Source organism: Pseudomonas sp. PME37.24/025 (genome assembly GCF_055556615.1).
On sequence record NZ_JBVHNK010000521.1, the window covers coordinates 1 to 228 of the forward strand.

Genomic DNA, 228 nt, shown 5'->3' on the forward strand with positions numbered 1-228 from the left:
TTCTGCCAATTTTGGTGAAAAACCAGTTGCGCGTGCTTGTGCCGCGGCCGATCGAACTGGTCACGCGCTTTTACATACGCTTTATCAACGCAATGTACGGGCAAAAACACACTTCTTTGTGGAGTGGATGGCGCTTGATCTGATCCGTGATGCCGATGGTGATGTACTTGGGGTTGTCGCTCTGGAGATGGAAACTGGCGAAGTCATGATTCTGCAAGCCAAGACCAC

General features: G+C 50.9%; 1 protein-coding gene. It reads left to right on the plus strand.

The window, feature by feature from the left end; all coding sequences use genetic code 11:
- A partial coding sequence (locus tag ACZ3HH_RS31295) for an FAD-binding protein (protein WP_465810641.1) occupies positions 1-228 on the plus strand: 228 nt, incomplete at both ends.